At 72.1% G+C, this 24,918-nt stretch carries 9 protein-coding genes; 4 read left to right on the plus strand and 5 right to left on the minus strand.

The features are described 5' to 3' along the window. Nucleotides 1–43 precede the first annotated feature (43 nt). Together ABD296_RS11550 and ABD296_RS11555 are read right to left on the minus strand one after the other, a co-directional pair. Nucleotides 44–11,977, minus strand: coding sequence for an SDR family NAD(P)-dependent oxidoreductase (locus tag ABD296_RS11550; RefSeq protein WP_344264749.1), 11,934 nt, complete (start codon nucleotides 11,975–11,977; stop codon nucleotides 44–46). 44 nt (nucleotides 11,978–12,021) lie between these two features. Continuing rightward, a complete protein-coding gene (locus ABD296_RS11555) occupies nucleotides 12,022–12,582 on the minus strand; it encodes an allene oxide cyclase barrel-like domain-containing protein (RefSeq protein WP_344264752.1) in 561 nt (186 codons plus the stop codon). A gap of 214 nt (nucleotides 12,583–12,796) precedes the next feature. Between ABD296_RS11555 and ABD296_RS11560 the strand changes: the two genes are divergently transcribed. Beyond that, on the plus strand, nucleotides 12,797–13,999 hold the full coding sequence (locus tag ABD296_RS11560; RefSeq protein ID WP_344264754.1) for a cytochrome P450: 1,203 nt from the start codon (nucleotides 12,797–12,799) through the stop codon (nucleotides 13,997–13,999). 44 nt (nucleotides 14,000–14,043) lie between these two features. On the opposite strand, the gene ABD296_RS11565 is transcribed toward ABD296_RS11560, so the two are convergent. The 3 genes from ABD296_RS11565 to ABD296_RS11575 form a co-directional block, all read right to left on the minus strand. Then, a complete protein-coding gene (locus tag ABD296_RS11565) occupies nucleotides 14,044–15,228 on the minus strand; it encodes a cytochrome P450 (protein ID WP_344264757.1) in 1,185 nt (394 codons plus the stop codon). Nucleotides 15,229–15,275: 47 nt separating this feature from the next. Continuing rightward, complete coding sequence (locus tag ABD296_RS11570) at nucleotides 15,276–15,674, minus strand: nuclear transport factor 2 family protein (RefSeq protein ID WP_344264760.1); 399 nt, start codon at nucleotides 15,672–15,674, stop codon at nucleotides 15,276–15,278. Between the two features lie 302 nt (nucleotides 15,675–15,976). Beyond that, nucleotides 15,977–16,492, minus strand: a complete 516-nt coding sequence (locus ABD296_RS11575; protein WP_344264763.1) for a GbsR/MarR family transcriptional regulator — start codon at nucleotides 16,490–16,492, stop codon at nucleotides 15,977–15,979. An 87-nt stretch (nucleotides 16,493–16,579) separates the two neighbouring features. On the opposite strand from ABD296_RS11575, the gene ABD296_RS11580 reads away from it, so the two are divergent. The 3 genes from ABD296_RS11580 to ABD296_RS11590 all read left to right on the plus strand — a co-directional run bounded on the left by ABD296_RS11580 (nucleotide 16,580) and on the right by ABD296_RS11590 (nucleotide 24,876). Then, on the plus strand, nucleotides 16,580–17,506 hold the full coding sequence (locus ABD296_RS11580; RefSeq protein WP_344264766.1) for an ABC transporter ATP-binding protein: 927 nt from the start codon (nucleotides 16,580–16,582) through the stop codon (nucleotides 17,504–17,506). Beyond that, nucleotides 17,503–19,110, plus strand: a complete 1,608-nt coding sequence (locus ABD296_RS11585) for an ABC transporter permease (RefSeq protein WP_344264768.1) — start codon at nucleotides 17,503–17,505, stop codon at nucleotides 19,108–19,110. Before ABD296_RS11580 ends, ABD296_RS11585 begins: the two co-directional genes overlap by 4 nt. 258 nt (nucleotides 19,111–19,368) lie before the next feature. Further along, a complete protein-coding gene (locus ABD296_RS11590; protein ID WP_344264770.1) occupies nucleotides 19,369–24,876 on the plus strand; it encodes a type I polyketide synthase in 5,508 nt (1,835 codons plus the stop codon). The last annotated feature ends 42 nt before the right edge of the window (nucleotides 24,877–24,918 follow it).

Genomic DNA, 24,918 nt, shown 5'->3' on the forward strand with positions numbered 1-24,918 from the left:
TCCTCCGTTTCCGATCTTCGTGGCCGGCCCGCGGGCCGGCCGGTCAGGAGATGCCGAGCTCCTTGTCGATCATGGAGAACATCTCCTCGTCGGTGGCCGACTCGATCCGGGCCCGCCCGTTCTCGACGCCGTCCCGGCCGGTCAGGGCGGCCAGCGCCTCCTGGAGCCGGCCGGTGACCGTGTTACGTGTCTCGTCGTCCATGCCGGGTAGTGCGAGGTCGGCTTCGAGCCTGGCGAGCGTGCCGAGTACCGTCGCGCCGTGCTCGGCCTCCTCGGGGGACAGCCGAGTGGCCAGATACCGGGCGAGCGCGGTCGCGTTGGGGTGGTCGAACACGACCGTGGACGGCAGGCGCGTCTCGGTGGCCGTGCTGAGCCTGTTGCGTAGTTCGACGGCTGTGAGCGAATCGAAACCGAGGTCCATGAACCCGCGTTCCGCGTCGATGCTCTCCGGCGTCGCGTGGCCCAGCACCGTGGCGGCGTGGTCCCGGACCGTCTGGAGCAGCAGGTCGAACCGGTCCTCCGTGGTGAGACGGGCGAGGCGCCGTGCGGGAGAGACGGCGCCGGGCCGGCGGGGTGTATCGCCGGTGGGCCTGACCAGCGCGTGGAGCAGTCTGGGCAGTGTCGCCCTGGGCTGCTCGCGCAACGTTCGCATCGCCGGCCGGACCGCGACCAGCAGCGCTTCACCGGCGTCCAGGGCGGCGTCGAACAAGGCCAGCCCCTCCCGGGTCGGCAGGGGAAGGATTCCCGAGCGGCCGAGTCGGGACAGATCCTTGCGGTCGAGGCCCTGGGTCAGCTCACTGGTGTCCTCCCACAGCCCCCAGGCCACCGACGTGGCCGGCAGTCCGCGGGCTCTGCGCCAGGCGGCGAACGCGTCCTCGAAGGTGTTGGCCGCGGCATAGTTGGCCTGGCCCGGTGCCCCGAGCACGCCCGCGCTCGACGAGAACAGCACGAACGCCGACAGGTCCCGGTCGCGGGTCAGCTCGTGGAGGTTCATCACGCCGTCCACCTTGGGCCGCAGCACCTGTTCCAGCCGGTCCGGCGTCAGGGAGCCGACGACGGCGTCGTCCACTGTCCCGGCGGTATGGACCACCGCGGTCAGCGGATGGTCCTCCGGTATGCCCGCGAGCACTTGGGTCAGCCGCTCCCGGTCGGCGACGTCGCATGCGGCGATCTCGATCTCTGCCCCTGCGGCGGCCAGCTCGGCGCGCAGTTCGGTCGCGCCGGGGCTGCCGGGTCCGCGCCGGCTGGTCAGGAGGAGATGCCGCACCCCGTGCTCGGCCACCAGGTGCCGTGCCACCAGGGCGCCGAGTGTCCCTGTGCCTCCGGTGACCAGCACGGTGCCGTCCGGATCGGGCGGCGCGGGAACGGTGAGGACGATCTTCCCGACGTGCCGCGCCCGGCTCATGAACCGGAACGCCTCCGGCGCCCGGCGCACGTCCCAGGCGCGCACCGGCAACGGGCTCAGGATCCCGCGTTCGAACAGCTCGCGGAGCTCGGCCAGCATCTCGCCGATCCGCGCCGCCGGGACGTTCGCCAGGGAGAACGCCTGGTAGGCGACTCCCGGGCGTGCGGTGGCGACCTCCTCGGCGTCGCGGATGTCGAGCTTCCCCATCTCGATGAAGCGCCCGCCCCTCGGCATCAGCCGGAGCGAGGCGTCGACGAACTCGTGCACGAGGGAGTTGAGGACGACATCAACGCCCTGGCCTTGTGTCTCGTCCATGAACCGCTGCTCGAACGCGGTGTCGCGGGACGAGGCGATGCACGCGCCGTCGATTCCCGCCGCGCGCAGCGCGTCCCACTTGTGCGGGCTCGCCGTGCCGTACACGCGGGCGCCCCAGTGCCGCGCCAGCTGCGTGGCCGCCATACCGACACCGCCGGCGGCCGCGTGCACCAGGACGGACTGGCCGGACTCCAGCCCTGCTATGTCGGCCAGCCCGTAGTAAGCGGTCAGGAACACCGCCGGAACCGCGGCGGCCTGCTCGAATGACCAACCGGACGGCATCGGCTCCACAACGCGGTGATCTGCCACCGCGACCGGGCCGAAGGTGCCGGCGAAGAGGCCCATCACCCGGTCGCCCGCTGCGAGGCCGCGCACCCCTGGACCGACCTCGGTGATCACACCCGCGGCCTCGCTCCCGATCACGCCTCCGTCCTCGTGCGCGCCGAGGGCGATCAACACGTCACGGAAGTTGAGGCCCGCCGCCCGGATGGAGACCCGGACCTCGCCGGCCTCCAGCGGCCGGAGCGCCTCCGGGGCCGGCGCCAGCGCCATGCTCTCCAGCGTCCCGCCGTCACCCGGCGCCAACGTCCAGGCGTCGGTTCCCTCCGGTAGTGCCAGCACGCCGTCCCCGGGCTGCCCGGTGGATCCGCGCACCAGCCTCGGGATCCTCGTCCGGCCGCGGCGCAGCGCGATCTGCTCCTCGCCTTCACCGGCGGCGGTGGCGATCGCGGCCGGAAGCGCCCGAAGGGAGTCCGCCTCCCCGTCGACATCGGCGAGCAGGAAGCGGCCCGGATGCTCCGACTGCGCCGAGCGGAGCAGCCCCCAGACCGGTGCGTGCGCCACCCCGGCCACGTCGTCGTCGGCTCCGGCCGCCACCGCGCCGCACGTGACCACCACGAGCCGAGCATCCTCGAAGCGTGGCTCGGCCAGCCAGTCCTGGACCAGCCGCAACGCCTCGACGGCCGCCCGGTGAGCCTCGGCCGCCGGGTCGTCCACGGTCCCGGCCGGGGGCGGGCAGCACGCCAGCACCATCGGGGCGATCCCGGCATCCGATCGACGCGCCAGAGCGGCCAGATCGGAGTGCGCCCGCATCCTCACCTCAGAGATCTGGAACGCGTCACTCAGGCCCACCGGATCGTCGCCGACCAGAGCCCACTCTCCCGACGCCCGGAAGCCGGTCACGCCGAGCGGAAGCCAGCCGACCCTGAGCAGCCGGTCGTCCCGGCGCGCCATCCGCCCCGCGAGGCTCCGCGCCGCGATCGGCCGGACCACGATGGAGTCGGCCGAGGCCACAAGGCGCCCCGCGATATCGGTCATCGTCAGCGATATGGCATCGTCACCGACCCGTGTCACGTGCACGCGCAGCGACCGCGCCCCCCGGTGGAACACCCGGAAGCCCGACCATGCGAAGGGCAGGCGGAGCCGGTCGGTTCCTTCGTTGGTGGAGTCCAGCAGGGCGACCTGCAGAGCGGCGTCCAGCAGTGCCGGGTGGATCTCGAAGGCGTCCGAATGCTCCGCCTGTTCTTCGGCCAGGCCCACCTCGGCGTACAGGTCCGCGCCGCTCCGCCATGCCCGCTCCACGCCTTGGAACGTCGGCCCGTAGCCGTAGCCGCGCTCGGCCAGGCCGTCGTAGAAGCCGACCAGGTCGACCGGGTTCGCGTCTGCGGGCGGCCACTCGCGCCGGGTGGCGGGCTCGTCCGCCGCGGCGTCCGGCGACAGCAGTCCCTCGGCATGACGCGTCCACGGTACGTCCGAGGAGCCGCCGAGCATCCGTGCGAAGACACCGACCGTCCGCGCTCCCTCCTCGCCGGGAGCACCGACCCGGACCTGCACCGCGACCGCGGCCTGCTCCTCGAGGACGAGCGGCTCCCGCAGGGTGATCTCCGCCAGCCGGTCGCAGCCCAGCTCGCGGCCCGCCCGCAACGCCATCTCGGCGAATGCCGCGGCCGGTACCAGCGGCGCGTCCATCGCCCGGTGGTCGGCCAGCCACGGCTGGGACCCCAGCGACAGGCGTCCTGTGAGCACCATTTCCTCCCCGTCGGCCAGGGCGAGGGACGCTCCCAGGAACGGGTGGTCGGTCCTTTCCAATCCGAGGCCCTCCGCGTCACCCCGAGCCGTTCCGCCGCCGTCGAGCCAGTAGCGCCGGCGTTGGAAGGCGTAGGTGGGCAGGGCGGGTGGTGTTGTGGGCCGGGGGTTGTTCAGGGTGTTGAGGATTCGGGTCCAGTCGGTGGCGAGGCCGTGGGTGTGCAGATGGGCGAGGTTGGTCAGGAGTTGTGTCCAGCCGCCGTTGTCGCGGTGGAGCGTGCCTACCGCAATGGCAGGGGTGTCGAGGGCGTCGAAGGTGTGTTGGATGGGTGCGGTGAGGGCGGGGTGGGGGCTCACCTCGATGTAGGTGGTGTGGCCGTGGTCGGCGAGGTGGGTGATGGTGGGGTGGAAGTGGACGGTGTTGCGGATGTTGTCGTACCAGTACCGGCCGTCCAGTTCGGTGCCCTCGATGGGTTGGCCGGTGACAGTGGAGTAGATGGTGGCGATCGTGGCTTGGGGCTGGATGCCGTTCGCAGCTGTGGTGATCTGGTCGGCGATCGCTTCGATGGCGGGGCTGTGGGAGGCGTAGTCGACGTCGATGCGGCGGGTCTTGATCTGGTGCTGCTCGCAGTGGTCGAGCAGGGTGGTGATGGCGTCCTCGGGGCCGGCGACGATGGTGGTGGCGGGCCCGTTGATCGCGCCGATTGCGATGTCGTCGGGGAGGAGTTCGGTGAGCTGGTCGGGGGCGGTGTGGATGGCGGCCATGGTGCCGGTGCCGGCCAGCGCGGTCAGGGCTCGGCTGCGTAACGCCACGAGCTGAGCAGCATCGTTGAGGGTGAGTGCGCCGGCGGTGTAGGCGGCGGCGATCTCGCCCTGGGAGTGGCCGATCACGGCGTCGGGTTCGACACCGAGCGACTTCCACAGGTGCGCCAGGCCGGTCATCACGGCGAACAGTGCGGGCTGCACGACGTCGACCCGGTCAAGGGAGGCGGCTCCATCGGCTCCGGTGAGGACGTCGGTCAGCGACCAGTCCACGTGCTGCGACAATGCCTGGTCGCAGGCGAGGATGTGGTCCCGGAAGACCGGGCTGGTGGCCAGGAGTTCGGCGCCCATCCCGGCCCACTGTGAACCCTGGCCGGGGAAGACGAACACCGTCCTGCCGTGCCCGCCCGGCTGGGCGCGGCCGGTGACGACTGCGGGATGCGGCTCACCGGCCGCAAGCGCCCGCAGCCCCTCGCGCAAGACCGTCTCGTCGCCGATGATGACGGCGCGGTGGTCCAGGACCGAGCGGGTGGTGGCCAGCGCCCACGCCACCTCACCGGTATCCAGGCCGGGGTGGGTGTCCAGATGCTCGACAAGCCGCTGCGCCTGCGCGGCCAACCCCGCCTCGGTCTTCGCCGACAGCAACCACGGCAGCACCTCTGGCCTGGAGGTCTCCCTGGCCGGCACCTCCAGATCAGTGCTGGACGGGTGCGGCGAAGGCGCGGATTCCGCCTCGGGTTCCACGGCTGCAGGAGGCTGCTCCATGATCACATGCGCGTTGGTGCCGCTCGCGCCGAAGGAGGAGATCCCCGCGCGTCGCGGACGCCCGGTATCCGGCCACGTCACCTGCTCGGTGAGCAGTTCGACTGCCCCCGCCGACCAGTCGACGTGCGGGGTCGGCTCATCGACGTGCAGCGTCCGCGGCAGGATCCCATGCCGCATCGCCTCGACCATCTTGATCAGACCCGCCATCCCCGCAGCGGCCTGGGTATGCCCGATGTTCGACTTGACCGACCCCAGCCACAGCGGCCGGTCGGCGGGCCGGGCCTCCCCATAGGCCGCCAAAAGGGCCTGCGCCTCGATGGGGTCGCCGAGCCGGGTGCCGGTTCCGTGCGCCTCCACTGCGTCGACCTCGGCCGGCGAGAGCCGGGCGTTCGCCAGGGCCGCACGGATCACCCGCTGCTGGGAGGGGCCGTTCGGCGCCGTGAGACCGTTGCTGGCACCGTCCTGGTTCACCGCCGAGCCGCGCACCACTGCCAGCACGCGGCGCCCGTTGCGTACGGCGTCGGACAGCCGTTCCACCAGGAGGACGCCGACGCCCTCGGACCAGCCCGTACCGTCGGCCGCCGACGCGAAGGCCTTACACCTGCCATCGGGAGACAGGCCCCGCTGACGGGAGAACTCCACGAAGGTGTCCGGGGTGGACATCACCGTCGCACCGCCGACGAGCGCCAGCGAGCACTCCCCCTGCCGCAGCGCGTGACCCGCCAGGTGCAGGGCGACCAGGGACGACGAGCAGGCCGTGTCGATGGTGACGGCGGGTCCCTCAAGGCCGAGGGCGTAGGCGACACGGCCGGACATGACGCTGCCCGTGGTGCCGCTCAGCAGGTAGCCCTCGATGTCCCGCGGCCGCGCGTCCGCGGCATAGTCCTGATGGATGGCGCCGGCGAACACGCCCGTGGCGCTCCCGCGCAGCGACACCGGATCGATGCCGGCACGTTCGATGGCCTCCCAGGCGACCTCCAGCAGGAGGCGCTGCTGCGGGTCCATGGTCGCCGCCTCACGCGGCGAGATCCCGAAGAACCCGGCGTCGAACTCCCCGGCGTCGTACAGGAACCCTCCCTCTCGCGCGTACGACGTGCCGAGGTGATCGGGATCGGGATGGTAGAGCCGTTCCACATCCCAGCCACGGTCCTCGGGGAAGCCGGAGATGACGTCCGTACCGTCGGCGACCAGGCGCCAGAGGCCCTCGGGGGAGCCGACGCCTCCGGGGAAGCGGCAGCCCATCCCGACGATCGCGATGGGCTCTTCTGCCGCGGCCGGCCCCGTTCCCCCACCCACGGTTCCGGTCGACTCACCCAGCAGTTCGGTGCGCAGCAGGCGGGCCACCGCGCTCGGAGCCGGATGGTCATAGACCAGCGTGGCCGGCAGGCGCAGCCCGGTCGCGGCCCGCAGCCGGTTGCGCAGTTCCACGGCCGTGAGCGAGTCGAACCCGAGTTCGCGGAACGCCCGGTCGGCGTCCACGGCTTCCGGATCCCCGTGTCCCAGAACCGCCGCCACCTGGCCGCGTACCAGGCTCAGCAGTTCGCGACCTTGATCGGCCGGCGGCAGGCCGACCAGACGCCGTACCAGCGCGGACCCATCGCCTGGTCGCTCCCCGATTGCGGTGCGCCGCGACGGCACGCGGACCAGCCCGCGGAGCATCTCCGGCAGGACGCCCGCGCCGGCGCGAGCGTGCAGGGCCGCGGTGTCCAGCCGCATCGGCAGGACCAGGCTTTCGGCCATGCCGCAGGCCGAGTCGAAGAGTTCCAGGCCCGCAGACGATTCGAGCGGCACGACGCCCGACCGGCGCGCCCGGGATCGATCGTCACGATCGACCTCGGCGGTCATCCCGCCGGCCTCGTCCCATAGCCCCCAAGCGAGAGAGAGCCCGGGCATCCCCGCAACCCGGCGGAATGCCGCGAGGCCGTCGAGGAACGCGTTCGCCGCGGCGTAGTTCCCCTGGCCCGGGTTGCCGAGAACCCCGGCGGCCGACGAGAACAGCGCGAAGGCCGACAGGTCGAGTCCGCTGGTCAGTTCGTGGAGGTTGACCGCGGCGTCCACCTTGGGGCGCATCACCCGGTCCAGCCGCTCGGGGGTCAGCGCGCCGATCACACCGTCGTCCAGGGCTCCCGCGGCGTGCACCACCCACGTCAGCGGATGCTCGGCCGGGATCCCGTCCAACACCTCGGCCAGCGCGGACCGGTCCGCGGCATCACAGGCGACCAGGCTCACCTGCGCCCCCCGGGCGGCCAGTTCGGCCTGCAGCTCGGCCGCGCCCTGCGCCTGAGGCCCGGACCGGCTGGCCAGCACCAGATGGCGGACGCCGTGCGCGGTGACCAGATGTCGGGCCAGCAGCGTTCCCAGGGTCCCCGTCCCGCCCGTGATCAGGGCCGTGCCCGAGGGGTTCCAGAGTCCGTCCTCGCCGCCGGGCCGCGGATCCGATGCCGCACCGGTGATCCGCGTCAGGTGGGGCGCCAGCACCGTCCCGTGCCGCACGGCGGCCTGCTCAACCCCGGATGAGAGGACCGTCGTCAACGAGCGCGCCGGGTCGTCGGAACCGTCGATGTCCACGATCACGAACCGGCCCGGGTTCTCCGCCTGCGCAGAGCGGAGCAGGCCCCAGACGGGCGCGTGCACCAGATCGGCGACGCCGTCGTGTTCTCCCGCCGCGACGGCGCCGCGGGTCACGAGCAGCAGGGTGGCCGCCTCAAAGCGCTCGTCGGCCAGCCAGTCCTGGACCAGCTTCAGCGCCCCGCACGCCGCCTCGCGGGCCCGGACGCCGATAGCGACAGAGTCCAGGGCTTCGGCACCGTAGGAGACCAGAACCGCGTCAGGAACGGAGTCGGCCGCCTCGGCGAGCGCGGTCAGGTCCGGGTACCGGCGGACTCTCGCCTCGCCCGCCTCAAGCGCGGGTAGCAGGCCTAGCGCATCCGCGCCGACGACGGCCCAGTCCCCCGGCGCGACGGGGTCATCGCTATGCGGTAGCAGAGTCCATTCCACCTGGTGGAGTGCGGAGTCCTGGTGCCCGCCGTCCGTCTGTTCCAGCTGGTCGGTGGAGACCGGGCGCAGCGCCAGCGACTCGACGGCGCCCACGGGCTCCCCGTCCGCGTCGGCCATGGTCAGCGATATGGCGGCGTCTCCCGCCGGGGAGATCCGCACCCGCGCGGTGGTGGCGCCGATCGCGTGGAGTTCCACCCCGCTCCACTCGAACGGCAGCCGCACCCGACCGTCCTCCGCGGGACCGCCGACCGCGAGTGCAGCGTGCAGCGCGGCGTCCAGCAGCGCGGGATGCACGCCGAAGTTCCCGGTGTCCTCGGCCTGCCGCTCGGGCAGGCTCACCTCGCCGAAAATCTCGTCCCCGCGCCGCCACACCGCACGCAGGCCTTGGAAGGCCGGCCCGTACTGGTAGCCGCGCTCCGCGAGATCGTCGTAGAAGCCTGTCAGGTCCACGGGCTGTGCGCCCGGTGGCGGCCACGCGCGCAGGCCCTCCGCCCTGCGGTCCTGGCCCGCTCCGGCGATGGTCAGGACGCCTTCTGCGTGCCGCGTCCACGGCAGGTCCGGGGCAGCGGCGCTGTCCGGACGGGAGTACACGCTCACCGTCCGCCGCCCGTCCTCGTCGGCGGCCGCCACCACGACCTGCAGGACCACCGCGCCCTTCTCCGGGAGGACGAGCGGCTGCCGCAGGGTCAGCTCTTCGATCCGGTCGCAGCCCACTTCGTCGCCGGCTCGGATCGCCAGCTCGGCGAACGCGGCCCCGGGGACGAGCGCGGCCCCCAGCGCCATGTGGTCGGCGAGCCAGGGATGCGACGCCAGCGACAGCCTGCCAGTGAGAATCGTGCCGCCCTGCGCCAGCCCCAGCGAGGCCCCGAGCAGGGGGTGCCCCGCCGCGCCGATGCCCGTCGCGGTCACGTCGGCGGTCGCGGTTCCCACCGAATCCGCCCAGTAGCGGCGGCGCTGGAATGGGTAGGTGGGCAGTTCCACCCACCCGGCACCGGCTCCGGCGAACGCACCGCTCCAGTCCACCCCAGCACCACGGACATGGACCTCGGCCAGCGAGGTCAGGAAGCGGCGCAAATTGCCCTGGTCACGCGACAACGTCCCGATGGCCGCGCAGTCCGCCTCGGCTTCCTCTGCGGTCTCCTGCAGGCCCGCCGCCAACACGGGGTGCGGGCTCGCCTCTATGAAGAAGCGGTGCCCGTCCGCGAGCAGCGCCCGGACGGCGCCGGTGAAGTCCACCTGGTTGCGGACGTTGCGGTACCAGTACTCCGCGTCGAGCCCGCCGGTCTCCAGCAGGCCGCCCGTCACGGTGGAGTAGAACGCGATCTCGCCGGTCCGGGGCGTCACCGGCGCCAGCAGTTCGAGCAGCCGTTCGCGCAGCGCGTCCACCTGCTGGGAGTGCGACGCCACCGTCGCCGGGACGATCTTCGCGCGGATCCCGTCGGCCGTGCACGCGGCGACGAACTCGCGCAGGGCGGCCAGCTCGCCGGTGACGATCACGGAGGCGGGCCCGTTGACTCCGCCGACGGCAAGGCGGCCGTTCCAGCCGGCCAGCCGTTCCAGCACGTGTGCCTCGGCCGCCCCCACTGAGGCGACGGCCCCTTTGCCGGTCAGCATTTCGGCAAAGAGCCGGCTGCGGGAGACGACCACCCGCACCGCGTCGTCCAGAGACAGGGCCCCGGCCACGTGGGCGGCCGCCACCTCGCCCTGCGAGTGCCCGACGACCGCGCTCGGCTCCACCCCGTACGAGCGCCACAGGGCCGCCAGGGACACCATGACGGCGAACAGGGCGGGCTGGACCACGTCGATGCGGTCCAGGGAAGGCGCGCCTGGCTCCGCTCGCAGCACAGCGGTCAACGACCAGTCCACGTGCGAGGAGAGAGCACGTTCGCACTCGCTCATCCGCTCGGCGAACACCGGTGCCTCTGCGAGGAGTTCCACCGCCATCCGCGGCCACTGCGAGCCCTGCCCGGGGAAGACGAAGACGACCTTGCCGTTGATGTCGGCCATGCCCTCGACGAGGGCGCCGTTCTCAGCCCCCTCGCTCAGCGCTTCAAGGGCCGCCGAGGCCTCGGTCCGGTCTGCCGCGATCACCACCGCACGGTGGTCGAGGGTCGCCCTGGTGGCGGCCAGCGACCGCCCGACGTCCGGCATCGACGGCTCGGGGTGGACGGCCAGGTGGGAACGCAGCCGCGCGGCCTGGCTCCGCAGGGCCCGCTCACCGCGCCCGGACAGCAGCCAGGGCACGACCGGCGCCGGCGGTGCGGTGACCAGCGCGACCGACTCCCGGCCGCCCGCGTCGCCGGTCACGCCGGCGTGCTGGTCCGGCGGCGCCTCCTCCAGGATCACGTGCGCGTTGGTGCCGCTGATCCCGAACGAGGACACCCCGGCCCGCCGGGGTCCGCCGTGCCGCGGCCAGCTCACCGGCTCGGTCAGCAGCGACACCGCGCCGGACGACCAGTCCACCTCGGGCGTGGGGGCGTCCACGTGCAGCGTCGCCGGCAGCAACTCGTTCCGCAACGCCATGACCATCTTGATAACGCTCGCCATGCCCGCCGCAGCCTGCGTATGGCTGATATTCGACTTGACCGAGCCGAGCCACAGCGGCCTGCCGTCGGGCCGCTGCCGCCCATAGGTCGCCAGCAGCGCCTGCGCTTCGATGGGATCGCCCAGGGTGGTGCCGGTACCGTGCGCCTCCACCGCGTCGACCTGATCGGCCGTGAGGCGCCCGTCGGCCAGCGCCGCGCGGATCACCCGCTGCTGGGACGGCCCGTTCGGCGCGGTCAGCCCATTGCTGGCGCCGTCCTGGTTGGTGGCGCTCCCGCGCACCACCGCCAGGATCCGCGAGCCGTCGCGCACGGCGTCCGACAGCCGTTTCAGCACCAGCATTCCGGCCCCCTCCCCGAAGGCCGTGCCGTCGGCGGCGGCGGAGAACGCCTTGCAGCGCCCGTCGGGCGCCAGAACGCGCTGGCGGCTGAACTCGACGAACTCGCTGGGGTTGGGCATGACCGCGACCCCGCCCGCCAGCGCGACCTCGCACTCCCCCCGCCGCAGGGCCTGGCCGGCCAGATGCATGGCCACCAGCGACGACGAGCAGGCCGTGTCCACCGTCACCGCCGGTCCTTCGAGCCCGAAGGTGTAGGCGATCCGCCCCGAGATCACGCTGGCGGCGTTGCCGACCAGTGAGAAGCCTTCGACCTCCTTGCGGACTTGCTGCATCCCAACGAGGTAGCCGAGGTTGCCGGCGCCGGTGAAGACCCCCGTGCGGCTGCCCCTCAGCCCCTTCGGATCGAGCCCCGCGCGCTCCAGCGCCTCCCAGGCCACCTCCATCATGAGGCGCTGCTGCGGATCCATCGCCAGCGCTTCGCGCGGGGAGATCCCGAACAACCCGGCGTCGAACAGGTCGGCGTCGTGCAGGAAGCCGCTTTCCCGCAGATAGGACTTCCCCGTCTTTTCCGGGTCCGGATCGTAGAGACCCTCCAGATCCCAGCCCCGGTTCACCGGGAATCCGGAGACCGCGTCGGTCCCCGAGTCGACCAGATGCCAGAGCGCTTCCGGTGAGAACGCGTCACCGGGGAAACGGCAGGCCATCCCGACGATGGCCACGGGCTCACGTTCCCGCTCGGTCACCTCGCGGAGCCGCTGCCGGGCATCGTGCAGTTCAGCGGCGACGCGTTTGAGATAGCCGAGCAGGGTCTCGTCGTCCGCCATGCGAGGCCGTCCTCCCTAGATCTGCGACATCCCGAGAACCGGAGTCACCCGAAGGAAATGGAACTGAATCCCGTGTCGCAGCACTTTTCCAGCGGTCGCGCACACAGGACCATCCTGGCTTTGGCGTTCATCGTTGATTCGATGACCCACGACAGGGTTCCCACCTTGCCGAGATAGCGCCCGCCCGTTCCGACGATGTAGATCACGACCCGGCTTCCCGTCAACTGATCGTTGAGGTCCACGAACCCCATCGAGCGCGCTGTGCCGCCGTCCTCGAATTCGTAGGAGACGCGAGTGAAGGCGACCCAGTGCTCGGTCTCGGGGTCATGGTGCACGATCTGCATGCGGCCGCTGTCCCTGGCGATCTTGTTGCCCTCGGGATCGAAGAACTCGCCACCCGCCGTCGCCACGTCACCGACCGCTGGTTCCGACTCCCGATAACTCCGCTCGCTGACGCTGTAAGCGAGTTCCTCGTAGCGGATGCATTCGTCGTCCGGCGGCACACCGGGCCCCGCGCTGATCGCGGCGAAGACGCCGCCGGGGTCCTCCCCGAGCGCGGCGGCCAAGGATACGGCCAGGCCAGGCCGCAGTGAGGTCATGCCCATGATCGTCCTCCTTCGGCCCGGCCGTCCACGGCCGGGATCGCCCGCCCTCACATCCTGCGGGATTCTCTAAAACGCGGCTAACGCACGGCTTAAGCCGCGCTTTCGCGGGCCAGGAAAAGCAACCTTCGGGCGGGGTCGCCCATCCTCTGCTTATGGACATCGCGCGCAACGGGACCGGACAATAATTCCGTCACCCACGCAGAAGGAGAGGCAGATGGCCGACGCAACGACCGCACCGCCCCCGCATCCGACTCACCGCAGCGATTTACTCTCGCCCCCGGACGGGCTGCGGCTGCTGCGCGACGAGTCCCCGGTCAGTGAGATCACCTATCCGGGTGGCACCGCAGGCTGGCTGGTGACCAGCTACGCGGCCGCGCGGACGGTATTGGCCGACCGCCGCTTCAGTGTCCGGAACGAGCTGCGCCAATTCCCGGTCCGCTCAGCGGAGACGGAGCTGAAGGGCCAGCCGGCGGCACCGGGCTGGTTCATCGCCATGGACCCGCCTGATCACACCCGGCTGCGCCGGCCGCTGATCGCCCAGTTCACGATGTCGCGGATGCGCGCACTCAGCTCGAAGATCGAGGAGATCACCTCTGGGCTGCTCGACGAAATGGCCGAGCACGGGCCACCGGTAGATCTGGTCGAAGCCTTCGCGAAGCCGATTCCGTCACTGATGATCTGCGAGATGCTCGGGGTCCCCTACAGCGAGCGGGAGCAATTTCAGCAGAACACCGAGACGATGACGAGCTTCACGTCCAAACCCGAGGAACTGGTGGCCGCCTACCAGGAGTATTACTCCTTCATGGATCGGCTCAAGGATCGCAAGCGCGCCGATCCGGCCGACGACATCCTGAGCGGGCTCATCGCCGCGGACGAGCTGAGCGACGCCGAGCTGATCGGGGTCGGCCTGCTGCTGCTGTCCGCCGGTTACGAGCCGCCCGCGAACATGCTCTCCCTCGGCGCCTACGCGCTGCTGCGCCATCCCGCCCAGCTGGCCACGCTGCGCACCGACCCCTCATTGATCGACACCGCCGTCGAAGAGCTGCTGCGCTACCTGAGCGTCCTGCAGTACGGGGTCATCCGCGCCGCGCTGGAGGACGTCGAGCTGGAGGGGCGGCTGATCAGGGCCGGCGATCCGGTCACGATCTCGCTGCCCGCGGCCAACCGGGACCCGGGGCGCTTCGAGGACCCCGACACCCTGGACGTGACGCGCCGTTCCGCGACCGCCCAGATGGCGTTCGGGCACGGCATCCACCAGTGTCTGGGCCAGCAGCTGGCGCGCAGGCAGCTGCGGATCGGGCTGTCGATGCTGCTGGACCGGTTTCCCGGGCTGCGCCTCGCCGCGCCCGTCGAGGAGATCCCGATGCGCGACGACATGCGGGTCTACGGTGTGCGCGAGCTGCCCGTCGCCTGGTGACGGCACCCGGGGCGCCCGCTGGTGCGGGCGCCCCGGGGCGGCGATCACCCGCCCGTCGCCACCCACACCTCCCGCGGCGCGAGAATTCGTGGATTGGGATACATCTCGGGCTCACGCAGCACCTTCGGCCCTGGCACGCGGGTCAGCAGGGCCTCCAGCGCGATCCGTCCCTCGAGCCGGGCGAGCGAGGCCCCCAGGCAGAAGTGGATGCCGTGCCCGAACCCCACGTGCGGGTTCGGCTCGCGCCGGATGTCGAAGGTGCCGGGGTCATCGATGTGCCGCTCGTCGTGGTTGGCCGACAGCGTCCATGTCGTGACCAGGCTGCCCGCGGGCATCGTCCTGCCGTGCAGCTCGACGTCGTTCTTCAGGAGCTTGAGGCTCTGCGGGAGCGGCGGGTAGTACCGGACGACCTCTTCGACGGCGCCCGGGATCAGGCTCGGATCCGCGCGCAGCGCGTCCGCCGCGCCCGGGTTGTCGTGCAGCAGCAGCACCGCGTTGCCCAGCATCGCCGCCACCGTGGTGTAGCCGGCCATCAGCAACAGCCCGGTGAAGTGCACGATCTCCTGGTCGTCGAGGCGGTCTCCGCTGACCTCGGCGAGGGCGAGCCTGCTGATCAGATCGTCGCTGGGGCGCCGCCGCCGGGCCCGGACATGCTCCAGCAGGTACGCGTGCATCTCGTCCACGGAGGCCCGGATCGTGTCGTCGTCGAAGACCGCCTCCGCTTCGTGGTCCCCCGACAGGCGAGTGTCGGCCCAGCCGCGGAACATCTCCCGGTCCTGCCGCGGGACGCCGAGCAGCTCGGCGATGATGCTGATCGGAAGCGGGTAGGCCAGCTCGCGCATCAGCTCGAACTCGTCTTGGCCGGCCGCCTCGTCGAGCAACCGCCCGGTGAGCTCTTCCACCTGCGGCTCCAGCCGGGCCACGGTACGCGGGGTGAACGCCTGGCCGACCAGCGCGCGGACCTGGCCGTGACGGGGCGGGTCCATGACTGCCAGCACACCGCGGCTCAGCTCGCCGAGCGGGAGCACCCTCCCCAGCTCGGCGGAGAAGTCGATCAGGTCGGTATGGCTGCGATGGATGTCGTCGTGGCGGAACAGCTGCCACATGCCCGTGGCCTCGTCGAGGGCCACCGGATGTTGGTCGCGCATCCAGCGGAGCCATTCCAGGAGCGCGGCCCGGCCGCTCTCCGGCTTGGGCGGAGTTAAGGGGACGTCCTTCTGCTGCGTCATGCGCGTTGCTCCTTCAAGGCAGGGCCGGTCCGGCGGCGTGGGCGGGATCAGCCGCCGGGGACCAGCGTCGCGTCCGTCCTCCCCCAGAAGACCCGCACCTGGCGGATCAACTCGTCCGGGCCCACGCTCATCATGGCCACGAGATTGATTCGCAGCCGCTGCCCCGGCTCGGCACCCGGCGGGCGCAGCGAGACGGTGATCGGCATCACCACGTGCTCGTCGTCGAGGGCCGCCACGGGATCGCCGGCGGTCTCCCGCACCTCATGCTCGATCGCCTGGGCGAGATGCGCCCGCAGCGCCCGCCGGCCGAGGATCGGGTCCGCGCCGACCGGATCCTCGAACCGGACGTCGTCGACGAAGAGCGCGAGAACCGCGTCGACGTCGCCGGCGTTCATGAACCTGCAGTAGTCGAGCGCGAGCTTCTTGCGGACCGTCTCGTCAGGCACGGTGCCTCCTTGCGCGGCCGCCCGCGAGTGTCGGCCGCCTCGCGGGGGTGCCCCGCCGTCGTGGGCGCGGTCCACGCCGTCGCGCGGTCATCGGACCGGGTGGAGTGGAGCCTGCGCGACGTGCCCGGCACGGCGGCCGGTGAAGCATCGTGCACGGCCCCACCCCGCCATGATGGGAACCCCGTCTAAAGTCTCCCTAGAGTCCTTGATTGCGGACTCCGCGCCGGCGCGCGTTCTCCGCCCGCGCCCGCCGCGCTGCGGCGTGCGCCGTCTGAGCGGCCCTTACATGCGCAGGGGCGCCCTCACGTACCCAGGGACGGCGAGGGCCCCTCTGCGAGCCCCGCCTTGACGTCCCTCCAGCGCTTGTAGATCTCGGTCAACTCGTTCTGGAAGAACCTGAAGAAGTCGCGCATCTCCGCCATCCGGGCCCCAGGCGAGGTCTCCGCGCCGCCCAGCACGCCGACGCCCTCGTCGGCCAGGTCCGCGATCATCTTGAAGTACACGGCCTTGGACACGCTGCCCTCGTACCAGGTGTCCTCGGTCAGCCGGTAGCGATGGCTCCGCGACCCGGCCATCGGCTCGCGTACGAGGATCCCGATGTGCATCAGGTGGCGCACGGCCGTGGACACGGCGCCCGGGCTCACACCGAGCCGTTCACCGAAGTCCGCGGCCGACAGCGTCTCGGTGTCGCTGGTCATCATCGTGACGAGCACCCGCGCCGACATCGGCGGGAAGCCGAAGTCGGCCAGCGCCGCCGCCAGATGCTCCACGAAATTGCGCACCGAGCCCTCATCGCGGCCCGCCGACGTCTCCTCCACGCTGCCTCATCCCCTCTCGTCAGCACGAACGACTTCACAAGCTTCTGAAGGTTTACGAACTTCTAAAACTAGAATAGCATCCCAGGCATGACTCCCGTGATCTCGATGTCCGGCGTCGAGAAGTCCTTCGGCCAGACCCGCGCGCTGGACCAGCTCGACCTCACCGTGGAACCCGGCGAGGTCCACGGTTTCCTGGGCCCCAACGGGGCCGGGAAGACCACCACGATCCGCATCCTGCTGGGGCTGCTGCACGCCGACGCCGGCCAGATCCGCGTGCTCGGCGGCGACCCCTGGACCGACGCCACCGAGCTGCACCGGCGGCTCGCCTACGTGCCCGGCGACGTCAACCTGTGGCCGGGGCTGACCGGCGGCGAGACCATCGACCTGATCGCCCGGATGCGCGGCGGGATCGACCCGCGCCGCAAATCCGACCTCATCGAACGCTTCGACCTCAACCCCAAGAAGAAGGCCCGCACCTACTCCAAGGGCAACCGGCAGAAGGTCACCCTGATCGCCGCCCTGGCCTCCGAGGTGGAACTGCTCGTGCTGGACGAGCCGACCTCGGGACTCGACCCGCTGATGGAGGAGACCTTCCGCCAGGTCGTCCACGAAGAGGCCCGCAACGGCCGCACCGTGCTGCTGTCCAGCCACATCCTCGCCGAGGTCGAGGCGCTGTGTAACCGGATCACCATCATCCGCGACGGGCGGACGGTGGAGACCGGCTCGATCCAGGACATGCACCACCTCAGCCGCACCTCGATCACCGCACGGCTGACCGGCGAGGTCCCGCGCGATCTGCCCGGTGCCCACGAGGTGCACGTGGCGGACGGCGAGATCCGCTGCGAGGTCGACACCGACCGGCTGAACGAGGCGCTCGGCCGGCTCATCTCGGTCGGGGTGCAGAACCTGGTCGCGCAGCCCCCCACGCTGGAAGAACTCTTCCTGCGCTACTACGTCGACAGCCCCGCCGGCGGCGCGGACGCCTCCACGGCGCGCTCGGGGAGCGTGCGGTGAACGGCACCCTCGCCGGCACCCGCAAGCTGATCCGGCTGATCCTGCGCCGCGACCGGATCCTGCTGCCGCTGTGGGTGCTGTGGCTGTCACTGGCCCCGGTCAACTTCGTGTCCATGACCAAGGACCTGTTCCCCACGGCCGCCGACCGCCAGGAGTACGCCCACACCAGCGGCAGCGACCCGGCCTTCCTCGCGCTGTTCGGCCCGCTGCACAGCGACAGCCTCGGCGGCATCGTCACCCAGCGCCTCGGCCTGGTCCCGCTGGTCGTGGCACTGATCAGCGTCCTCACGGTGATCCGCCACACCCGCACCGAGGAGGAGAACGGCCGGCGCGAGCTGCTGGGCGCCACGGTCATCGGGCGGCACGCCCCGCTGGCCGCCGCGCTGACCGTGACCATCGCCGCCAACCTGGTGCTGGCCCTCATCATGGCCGCCGGGCTGTCCGGCAACGGCCAGCCGGGCGGCGCGTCCTTCGCGCTGGCGATGCAGTTCGCCATCTGCGGCTGCGTCTTCGCCGCGGTCGCCGCCGTGGCCGCGCAGGTCACCGAGGGCGCGGGCGCGGCGCGCGGCGTCGCGATCGGCGCGCTGGGCGTGGCCTACCTGCTGCGCCTGGCAGGCGACGCCGGCGGCGACGGCAATGCGCTGGCCTGGCTGTCGTGGCTGTCTCCGGTCGGCTGGGCGCAGCAGCTGCGCCCCTTCGCCGACGAGCGGTGGTGGGTCCTGCTGCCGGCCGCCGCCCTCATCGCGCTGCTGATCGCCGCGGCGTTCCGGCTGTCGGGCCGCCGCGACCTGGGAGCCGGCCTGTTCGCCGCGCGCCTCGGCCCCGAAACCGCCGCACCCTCGCTGAGCGGCCCCTTCGGCCTGGCCTGGCGCCTCGACCGCGGCATGCTGCTGGCCTGGATCGCCGGACTGGCCGTCCTCGGCGCGGTGTTCGGCGGCCTGGCCAAAGGCGTCGGCGACGCGCTGCGCGACAACACCGACCTCAAGGACGCCTTCACCCGCCTGGGCGGCGAGGCGACCCTCGTCGACACCTTCATCGCCTCGGGCATGAGCATCGTCGCTCTGATCGCCTCCGGCTACGCGGTGCTCACCACGCTGCGGCTGCGCAGCGAGGAGGAGAAACTGCGGGCCGAGCACGTGCTGACCACCCCGGTGCCCCGGCTGCGCTGGGCGGCCAGCCACCTGCTGTTCGCGCTCGGGGGCACCACCGCCGCCGTCGCCGCCGCAGGACTGGCCGCCGGGCTGGTCCACGGCCTGAACAGCGGCGACCTCGGACGGGAACTGCCGCGCATCCTCGGCGGCGCCCTCGTCCAACTGCCCGCCGTCTGGACACTGGCCGCGATCACCGTCGCGGCCTTCGGCCTGCTCCCCCGCCTCACCGCGGCCATAGGCTGGGGCGCCCTGGTGATCTTCCTCTTCCTCGGACAGTTCGGCGCCCTGATGGGCATGAGCCAACGCGCGCTCGACCTGTCCCCGTTCACCCACATCCCGAAGCTACCGGGCGGCGACGTGTCGGCCGCGCCCCTGCTATGGCTGATCGCCCTCACCGCGGCGCTCGTCGCGCTCGGCCTCGCCGGATTCCGCCGCCGCGACTACACCGCCTGAGGACTCCTGGCGCGGTCCGCGCCGCACCGCACGCCGCCGTCCACCACGAGATCGGTGGACGGCGGCGAACCGTCCCCCTCCCGGGTGCGCCTCGTCCAGCGCTCCGACGGACAAGTCGAGCCTTAGTCCGGCTTTAGCCGGCTCCGGATCATAGGACACACGCATCGCGTGGCATGTGCGTGTTCCGCAGGTGACCGCCACCGCGATCCTTCGGATCGGACCGGTGTCGCCGTCGCCTTCGTCCGGAGACAGGCTCAGATGACCAATACGGAAGACAAGCTCCGCCGGTACCTGAAGCGGGTCACCATGGACCTGCAGTCGACGCGCCGGCGCCTGCAGGACGCCGAGGCGAAGGCCCAGGAGCCCATCGCCATCGTCGCGATGGCGTGCCGCTATCCGGGAGGCGTCCACTCGCCCGAGGACCTGTGGGAACTGCTCACCGCCAAGAAGGACGCGTTCTCCGGCTTTCCGGAGGACCGCGGCTGGGATCTGGAGCGCGTCCACGACCCGGAGCCGGGTGGCAGACCCGGCACGTCGTACGTCCGCACCGGCGCGTTCCTCGATGGCGCGATGGAATTCGACGCCGGCCTCTTCGGCATCTCACCGCGCGAGGCCATGGCGATGGATCCGCAGCAGCGCCAGTTGCTGGAGGCCACCTGGCAGGTCTTCGAGCGGGCCGGCATCGACCCGCGGGGGCTGCGCGAGAGCCCGACCGGGGTCTTCATCGGCGCCGCGCACACCGGCTATGTCGCCAACGAGCGCCAGATCCCGCCGAGCTATGAGAACTACTCGCTCACCGGCAACACCGGAAGCGTCATCTCCGGACGCGTCGCCTACACGTTCGGGCTGGAAGGACCGGCGGTCACCATCGACACGGCGTGCTCCTCCTCGCTGGTCGCGCTGCATTTGGCCTGCCGGTCGCTGCTGCAGGACGAGTGCTCGCTCGCCCTGGCGGGCGGGGTCATGGTCATGCCGACCCCGGGCCTGTTCATCGAGTTCTCCCGGCAGCGCGGGCTGGCCCGTGACGGCCGCTGCAAGCCGTTCGCCGCGCAGGCCGATGGAACCGGCCTGGGCGAGGGCGTGGGCGTGGTGCTGCTGGAGCGCCTGTCGGACGCACGCCGCAACGGTCACTCCGTCCTGGCGACCGTGCGGGGCAGCGCCATCAACCAGGACGGTGCGAGCAGCGCGCTGACCGCACCGAACGGGCCGGCCCAGCAGCGGGTCATCCGCCGGGCCCTGCAGCGGGCGCGGCTGTCGCCGGGCGACATCGACGCGGTCGAGGCGCACGGCACCGGCACGACACTGGGCGACCCGATCGAGGCGCAGGCGCTACTGGCCGTCTACGGCCGGGACCGGCCGCAGGACCGGCCCGCCTGGCTCGGTTCGATCAAGTCCAACATCGGGCATACGGCCACCGCGGCCGGCGTCGCCGGGTTGATCAAGATGGTGCTGGCGATGCGGCACGGCCGGCTGCCGCAGACGCTGCACGTCGACTCCCCCACCCCGCACGTGGACTGGGACTCGGGCGCCGTGCGGCTGCTGACCGAGGAGATCCGGTGGCCGGAGACCGGCCGTCCCCGCCGGGCCGGGGTCTCCTCCTTCGGGATCAGTGGCACCAACGCCCACGTGATCCTGGAGGAGGCCGTCCCGGAGACCGCGGATCCCGAGGACCTCGATGACGGGAAAGCCCGGCTCGTCCCGGCCTGGACCGGGCCGGTGCCGCTGCCGCTGTCGGCCCGCAGCGAGCCGGCGCTGCGGGCGCAGGCCGCCCGGCTGGCCGAGCATGTCGGCACACGTCCCGAAACGCGCCCCGTCGACCTGGCGTTCTCGGCGGCAACCGGACGCGCCGCCCTCGAGCACCGTGCCGTGGTGGTCGGCGCGGACACGCGCGAACTGCACCTCGGCCTGACCGCGGCGGCGCGCGGGGAGACCGCGCAGAATCTGGTCCTGGAGCCCGTGAGGCCGGGCAAGCTGGCGTTCCTGTTCTCCGGACAGGGCGCCCAGCGCACTGGCATGGGCCGCGAGATGTACGCCGCGTCCGCCACGTTCGCGTCGGCGTTCGACGAGGTCTGCGCCGAACTGGAGCCCTACCTCGATCGGCCGCTGCGGGACGTGCTCTGGAATGACGATCCGGCCCTGCACCAGACCTCCTTCACCCAGGCGGCGCTGTTCGCGGTCGAGGTGGGGCTGTTCCGGCTGGTGGAATCGTGGGGCGTCCGGCCCGACTACGTGGCGGGCCATTCGGTCGGGGAACTGGTCGCGGCGTACGTGGCCGGCATGTGCTCCCTGCCCGACGCCGCACGGCTGGTGGCGAGCCGGGGACGGCTCATGCAGGCGCTGCCGCCCGGCGGTGCGATGGTGGCGGTCCGGGCCGCGGAGCACCAGGTCGAACCGCTGCTGACGAACGAGGTGAGCATCGCGGCGGTCAACGGCCCGGCCTCGGTGGTGATCTCGGGAGCCGAGGACGCGGTGGAGAGGATCGCCGCCCGCCTGAAGGCCGACGGGGCCAAGACGTCCCGGCTGACCGTCTCGCACGCTTTCCACTCGCCCCTCATGGAGCCGATGCTGGCGGAATTCCGCCGGGTGGCCGAGAGCGTCACGTTCAACGCGCCGTCCATTCCCCTGGTGTCGAACCTGACCGGCGCGGTCGCGTCCGTCGCGGAACTCGGCTCGGCGGACTACTGGGTCCGGCACGTCCGCCAGGCGGTCCGGTTCGCCGACGGGATCAGGTGCCTGGAAGACGCGGGCGTCACGCGATTCGCCGAAGTGGGACCGGACGGCGTGCTGACCGCCATGGCGCAGGAATGCGTGAGGTCCGAGAGCGCGCTGCTGCTCGCCTTGCAGCAGCGGGAACGGTCCGAGGCGGCGACCTTGCAGTCGGGCGTGGGCCGCTTGTACTCGTCCGGGGTCCCGGTGAACCTGGAGGCGATCTTCCAGGGTCAACGGGCGCGCCGCGTGGACCTGCCCACGTACGCCTTCGAGCACCGCCGCTACTGGCTCCCCGAGAGACAGCCCGGCGAGGACCCGGCGGCAATGGGGCTGGGTTCGGTCGATCACCCGCTGTTGGGCGCGGCCGTGGCGCTACCGGGTTCCGGTGGCGTCGTCGCCACCGGCCGGCTCACCCGGGACGCTCATCCCTGGCTGACGCAGCACGATGTCCTGGGTACGGCGGTGGTGCCGCCATCGGCTCTGGTGGACCTGGCGTTGCACGCCGGCGGCCTCGTGGACTGCGCATTCCTGGCGGAACTGGCCCAGGAAGCTCCGCTTGTCCTGCCCGAGCAGGGCGGTGTGGATCTGCGGGTCGTGGTGGGCGCGGCCGAAGGGACGGGGGCCAGGCCGGTCTGCGTTCACTCCCGCTCCGACGGCCCGGCAGACGATCGCCCTTGGGTCCGCAACGCCGTCGGCGTCGTCACACCGTCGCCCCCCATGCCGCCCCAGGAGGTGGAGGTGGTGTGGCCACCGGCCGGAGCGACCGAGGTCCAGGTGGACGACGCCTACGAACGACTGCTGGCGCGGGGTTACGGGCACGGGCCGGTGTTCCAGGGACTGCGGGCAGCCTGGCGCCGCGGGGAGGAACTGTTCGCCGAGGTGGCTTTGCCGGAGGGCGTCCAGACCGACACCGACCGTTTCGGCGTGCACCCGGCACTGCTTGACGCGGCGACGCACGTGACCCGGCTCTCCGACGAGTCCGATGCCCCGGTCGTGCTCGACTCCACGTGGAGCGGAGTGGCCCTGTACGCCTCAGCCTCCGGAACGGCGCGGGTGCGGCTGACTCCGGCCGAGGACCCCGATGCCGTGCGGCTGCTGGTGTCCGACGAGACCGGGCAGCCGATCCTGTCGGCTCGGTCAGTGCGACCGTGCCCTGTGCAGACCGAGAGGCTGGAGACCGGAACGGGCACGCGGGGGTCCCTGTTCCGATTCGACTGGGCTCCACTGCCCGCACTCTCAGGGGATGTCCCGCCGGACCTCGCCGGCGGCTGGGTCGTGCTGGGGACGGAAAACGAAAGCGCCCCGGCATACGTGGACCTGAGGGCGCTCGGGGACGCGTTGAGTCCCGGGTCGCCGGTGCCGGAGCTGGTCGTATACCCGTGCCCCGTCCTCCCGGGGGATGTGCCCTCGTCGGCCCGGAGGGTGGCTGCCGACGTGCTGGAGGTCCTGAAGGCGTGGCAATCCGACGAGCGGTTCGCGGCCTCGCGGTTGGCGGTCGTCACACGCGGGGTGGCGGAGGCCGCGGATCCGGCCCATGCGGCGGTATGGGGGCTGGTGAGGGCGGCCGAGGCAGAGAACCCGGGGCGGTTCGCGCTGGTGCACCTGGACCCGGCAGTGACCTCGTTCGAGGTCGTGCCCGGGGCGCTGCGGCGGTCCGATGAGCCTGAGTTGGCCATCCGAGACGGCGCCGTCCTGGTGCCCCGCCTTGCGTCGGCGTCAAGCACCGACCGGCCGGCAATGCGGTGGGACCCGGACGGCACGGTTCTGATCACCGGCGGTACGAGCGGCCTGGGCGCTCTGGTGGCCAGGCACCTGGTGACCCAGCACGGCGTCCGGAATCTGATGCTCCTCAGCCGGCGTGGGGCGGCGGCTCCAGGGGCCGCCGTGCTGCGCGCGGAGCTCGGCGCCCTCGGCGCGCGGGTGGACATGGCCGCGTGCGACGCCGCCGACCGCGGCGCGCTCGCCGCGGCGGTGGAGGACGTCCCGGACGATCGTCCGCTCAGCGGGGTGGTGCATGCCGCCGGCGTCCTGGACGACGGAGTGCTGGCCTCTCTGACGCCCGACCGGCTGGACGCGGTGCTGCGGCCCAAGGTGGACGCGGCCTGGAACCTGCACGAGCTGACCCGGGACGCGGAGCTGTCGGCGTTCGTGCTGTTCTCCTCCGCGGCCGGGTCGCTGGGCGGGCCGGGCCAGGCGAACTACGCGGCGGCCAACACCTTTCTGGACCATCTCGCCCGGTACCGCACGGCCCTCGGGCTGCCCGCGCGGTCGCTGGCCTGGGGGCCGTGGACGCAGGCCGGCGGCATGGCCGACCGCATGGACGAGGGCGAGCGGCGCCGGCTGCGCCGCCTGGGCACCCGCCCGCTGGTCCCGGCCGAGGGGCTCGCGCTGCTGGACGCGGCGTTGGCGATCGACGCGCCGCAGGTCCTGCCGGTCCATCTCGACTTCGTGGCGCTGCGCGGGCAGGCGGTCTCCGGATCGCTCCCGCCCGTCCTGCGCGATCTGGTCCGGGTGCCTGCGCGCCGGGCGGGCGCGGCGCCGCTGCGGCGGCGGCTGGCGCGCCTGCCCGTCCAGGAGCGCGGCCCGGCGCTCCTGGAGGTGGTGCGCGCGCAGGTGGCGCGGGTGCTCGGCCACGACCGGGCCGCCGCGGTGCCGCCGGACCGGGCGTTCCAGCAGCTCGGGTTCACCTCGCTGGCGGCGGTGGAGCTGCGCAACGCGCTGAACGCCGAGACGGGCCTGCGGCTGCCGGTGACCCTGGTCTACGACCGGCCCTCGCCGCGCGCGGTCACCGGCCATCTGCTCGAACTGCTGGACCTGGGGAGCGACGACGGGGTCGGGACCGCGCTGGCGGAGATCGACCGGCTGGCGGCCGCGCTGGCGCCGCTCGCGGCCGGCGGCGGCTCCCCCGCCGCGATCACGGCGCGGCTGGAGTCGCTGCTGCGCACCTGGCAGGACGCGCTGCGGGCCGGGGAGCCGGCCGGTTCCGCGCTCGACCTCGACACGGTCACCGACGGCGAGCTGTTCGCCGTCCTGGACCGGGAGCTCGGACAGACCTGACGCCGCCGCCCCGGATCGCGACCCCCTCCAGATTGGTTGGTG

The sequence above is a fragment of the Actinomadura napierensis genome (genome assembly GCF_039529375.1).
Classification (GTDB): domain Bacteria; phylum Actinomycetota; class Actinomycetes; order Streptosporangiales; family Streptosporangiaceae; genus Spirillospora; species Spirillospora napierensis.